Source organism: Collinsella sp. AM29-10AC (assembly GCF_003469085.1).
Classification (GTDB): Bacteria; Actinomycetota; Coriobacteriia; order Coriobacteriales; family Coriobacteriaceae; genus Collinsella.
Window position 1 is genome coordinate 1 of record NZ_QSKB01000018.1, and the last position, 4,094, is coordinate 4,094.

A 4,094-nucleotide genomic window follows, 5' to 3' on the forward strand; every position below is an offset into this window, starting at 1 on the left:
AACGATATGGCACCGTGGGGACACATGTATGTCAATCTTGGTCTAACAGAGCCAATGATTTTGACCAATAGCGGTCACCGAATAATGGCCACCCTGCCTGCCCGCCGCCACTACGCTGGCGGTGCCAACACGCCCGCATTAGGAGAATCATTGTGGTGAACGAGAGACACGATGACCTACAGGAAATTATTGACGCGGCGCTCCGGGAGATCGCCGCAGAAGAGAGCGACGGATTCGACCCGCAGCACTGAAAACACTCGGCGCTCTACGGGAGACGGAGGCCCATCCGCAACCGGGTCGATTAAGCTACTTTACGTAAAATACTTAGCGGTACCGATGGCTATTAATACGGCGCAATCGAATCAAAATCAATTGGAAGACCAAGTTCATAGTAGTTAAACGGCGATACATCAAGCTCGTCCAGAGCGCCATCTCCGCGACGGACCCAGGATTTTCCCTTTGCACATACAAAGGCAATCTCGACCAGCGGATGTCGATGCATTCCGTAGAAGCCGCCCATATCGATAGATACCGAATGAAGTCCCGGAGGAATCAAATCGAGTATTTTCCTGTATTGATATGGGGATTCCAAATCCTCACCCTTGCAGCACCCCGCTCCATGGGTGACGACAATTGTCGCAACCACCTCATATACGGGAAGATTGCTGTCGTTGCGAATTACGATACGCGCATCACCCGTAGCATCTCTTTCAAGCCATGCAGCAATCGAAGATGGCTGCGCTAGCTTCTCGGCCGTTTTCAGGCGCTCGTCTGTTTTCTTCAGATGCTTTGTGTCACGTAAGGCAACATAAACCGTCAGGCAAAGTGTAACAAATGCACAAATTACTTGAACAACAGCACAAAAAGCGACCATGAGCAATAACCTTCCCTCGGCACAGAATGAAACCAAGAATCAGCCCGCCGCTTACACACTGGCCGTTATTCGAAAAGCAAGCCATCAAGCCAAGTTGTTAGATATATCACAATCTTGATGCTAATAATTTAACCAGCTCATCTGATGGTCCGTTTTTTCTGATGCGGCTGTAATCTCTCACATCAGTTAAGACTAAACCGCCTGCAGACTCACAGAAAACAGCGTGTGAAGGCGCGGCATTGACGCTCGCCTTAATGCTAGATTTATTTTGGCGTAAAAGAAGCGGACGGCAAGAAGGCTGTTTCTTCTTTTTCCGATAGCTTCTCTTGGTGCATGCCATCATGAACCTCCTAAAGGCTAATCACGCAACAGCTTTTGCGCAAAGAGCGTGATTAACAATATCATGAAGCAATAGATAGAGATTTACATCAGCGATTCCGAGCTTATTTGGCCTGTTGGATGTTACATACAAGATCCCCATAATTGAATTGTTCGAACCATCTCGCGCAACAAGTCTAGAAATCATCATGCAACGATCATCGGACCCGAAATGCTCGGAATTAACATCGTTATCCAACTGCCCGCAGTCTCTGGCTTTTTCGACATTGGGACAAAGCATGACGATATGATTAGACAGCTCTTTTTTATGCAACATAAGCACGATCTTGCTACCCATTGAAAGTGGTCGAGAATGTTGAAATCTCGTCGCATTCAATGCCCCTTCCCTAGCCACCGTTGCATAGCCAACTTCATGATCAGATTTCCCGGGACACACAAGCCTAATAGCGCAGCCTATTCCGGCATGAGGACGAAAGATAGAAAAACAGGAAGCGACGCCCTTGCAGCAGACAGTTGCCAATTCGCTTAAATTAACATCTGAATTTAATGTCTCATTCTCTACTTGATAGTTAAAGCTTTGAAGCTCATCGAGCAGGCGCACGTTCCGAAAACCCCGCCTGAGCGAATGCGCGGCAACCCATCCTACCACCAAACAAACTATGAAGAGAAAGGATGGAATGGACGCCATGTTCACATGAGATGTAAGCCAATCAATGGCCCAAGGAAATTTGCCATCCGTTAGTAGCTTCTCCACAAAAAGATTGGCGAACCAAGCAATTAGCCCACCAAAGCCAAATTTCATTAAGGTGTCCAATATCACTAGGGGGATGCCCCTGCTGAGCCCTACACTATAAAATCGAAAACAGGAATACTCACGCTTCCCTCGTTTACCGTAGTGCATCCAATCTTCAAAAGAATATCTATCAATCATGCCATCGCCTCCCGCCGCTACAATTTATATTAAAGCTTTGTGAGGTACTCCCCCAGCTCTTCCTCCCAGTCGGGCATGTGGAAGCCGCTGGTCTCGAGCCTGGACAGGTCGAGCGCGGAGTGGACCGGGCGCGGTGCGACGGGGCCGGCGGCGTTCGCGTAGTAGTCGGCGGTCGAAACCGGCACGACCTTCCCCCCGTTGCCGTTGGCGGCCTCGAAGACGGCGCGGGCGATGTCGGCCCAGCTCTTGACGGCGCCGGAGCCGGTGCAGTTATAGGTCCCGTAGGGGGCGTGCGTCCCCAGCACGTGGAAGATGGCCTCGGCCATGTCGCGCGTGAAGGTCAGGCGGCCCAGCTGGTCGTCGACGACCGTGACCTGCGCGAGCCCGTCCTCGGGGTCGGCGACGCGGTCGGACAGCCCCCTCATGGTCTTGACGAAGTTGTGCCCCTCGCCGATGACCCAGGAGCTGCGCATGACGTAGTGGCGGGGGCACCCGGCCACGGCGATGTCGCCGGCGGCCTTGGTCTGGCCATAGACGGACAGCGGGCTGAACGGCTCGTTCTCGGTATGGACCTCGGCCGTGCCGTCGAAGACGTAGTCGGAGGACACGTGGACCAGGGTGATGCCGTGCCCGGCGCAGGTGCGGGCGAGCAGGGCCGGCCCGGTCGCGTTGGCCTTCCAGGCGGTCACGCGGCCCTCGGGGGCCTCCGCCTTATCAACAGCCGTGTAGGCGCCGCAGTTGATCACGGTGCCGTAGAGCGACCAGTCGTACCGCGAATAGGCGTCCGGGTCGGACATGTCGAAGGTGTCGATGTCGCAGAAGTCGAAGTCCTTGGCGACCCCGCGCTCCTCGGCGAGGGCGCGCACGGCGTGCCCCAGCTGGCCGTTGCAGCCGGTGACGAGCGTTCGTTTCGGCGCCATGGGGACGACGTCCTTGAGCATCGGGTGGTTGAGGTCGGCCTCGGATACGGTGGCCTCGTCGAGAGGGATCGGCCACTCGATGGCGAGATCCGGGTCGGCGAGGTTCACGAACGTGTACGTCTTCTTGAGCTCCAGCGACCAGTGGGCGTCAACCAGGTAGGTGTAGGCGGTGCCGTCCTCCAGGGCCTGGAAGGAGTTGCCCACGCCGCGCGGGACGTAGATGGCCCTGCTCGGGTCCAGGGTGCAGGTGAACACCTTGCCGAAGGTCTCGCTGCCCTCGCGCAGGTCCACCCAGGCGCCGAAGACGCTGCCGCGGGCCACGGAGATGAACTTGTCCCAGGGCTCCGCGTGGATGCCGCGCGTGACGCCGCGGCTGTCGTTGTAGGAGACGTTGTTCTGGACGACGCGGAGGTCCGGGATGCCCAGGGCGCACATCTTGGCGCGCTGCCAGTTCTCCTTGAACCAGCCGCGCGAGTCGCCGTGGACGGCGAGGTCGACGACCTTGAGGCCCCCGATGCCGGTCTCGGCGACGGAGAGGTCCTTCTCGAATGCGATGTCTGCCATGTCTCTCTCCCCTCCTTACTGGCCCTGCGCGCGGTAGCGGGCCTCGGTGGCCTCCTTGGCCGGGCGCCACCAGGACTCGTTGGCGACGTACCAGTCGATGGTCCGCTTCAGGCCCCCGGCGAAGTCGGTGTGCGCCGGCCTCCAGCCCAGCTCGCGCTGCAGCTTGGTGGAGTCGATGGCGTAGCGGCGGTCGTGGCCGGGGCGGTCGGCGACCCAGTCGAAGTCCCCGGGGTCGCGCCCCATCGCCTCGAGGATCATGCGGAGCACGGTGATGTTGTCCCTCTCCCCATTGGCGCCGATGAGGTAGGTCTCCCCCATGCGGCCCTTGGTGAGGATGTCCCAGACGGCCGAGGAGTGGTCCTCGGTGTGGATCCAGTCGCGGACGTTCTCGCCCTTCCCGTAGAGCTTGGGGCGGACACCGTCGATGATGTTGGTGATCTGGCGCGGGATGAACTTCTCCACGTGC

5 protein-coding genes are annotated in these 4,094 nt (G+C 57.3%); all 5 read right to left on the reverse strand.

Annotated features, from left to right (window positions below; genetic code table 11):
- Window positions 1-343: 343 nt before the first annotated feature.
- Entirely contained in the window at window positions 344-880 is a 537-nt protein-coding gene (locus DW754_RS06935; RefSeq protein WP_147329334.1) for a hypothetical protein, read from the reverse strand.
- Between the two features lie 100 nt (window positions 881-980).
- Window positions 981-1,214: a hypothetical protein gene (locus DW754_RS10900; RefSeq protein ID WP_147336387.1), complete on the reverse strand. Its 234-nt coding sequence runs from the start codon at window positions 1,212-1,214 to the stop codon at window positions 981-983.
- A gap of 21 nt (window positions 1,215-1,235) precedes the next feature.
- Window positions 1,236-2,144, reverse strand: a complete 909-nt coding sequence (locus DW754_RS06940; RefSeq protein WP_118072015.1) for a hypothetical protein — start codon at window positions 2,142-2,144, stop codon at window positions 1,236-1,238.
- A 29-nt stretch (window positions 2,145-2,173) separates the two neighbouring features.
- Window positions 2,174-3,628 (reverse strand): sugar nucleotide-binding protein, encoded by a 1,455-nt coding sequence (locus DW754_RS06945; RefSeq protein WP_117833479.1) that lies wholly within the window; start codon window positions 3,626-3,628, stop codon window positions 2,174-2,176.
- Between the two features lie 15 nt (window positions 3,629-3,643).
- The coding region (locus DW754_RS06950; protein ID WP_118072016.1) for a GDP-mannose 4,6-dehydratase at window positions 3,644-4,094 on the reverse strand (451 nt) is incomplete at its 5' end.

Excerpts from the sequence above, each read along its gene's own strand:
- DW754_RS10900 (WP_147336387.1), bottom strand. The coding sequence starts at position 1,214 with ATGGCATGCACCAAGAGAAGCTATCGGAAAAAGAAGAAACAGCCTTCT.
- DW754_RS06940 (WP_118072015.1), bottom strand. The coding sequence starts at position 2,144 with ATGATTGATAGATATTCTTTTGAAGATTGGATGCACTACGGTAAACGA.
- DW754_RS06945 (WP_117833479.1), bottom strand. The coding sequence starts at position 3,628 with ATGGCAGACATCGCATTCGAGAAGGACCTCTCCGTCGCCGAGACCGGC.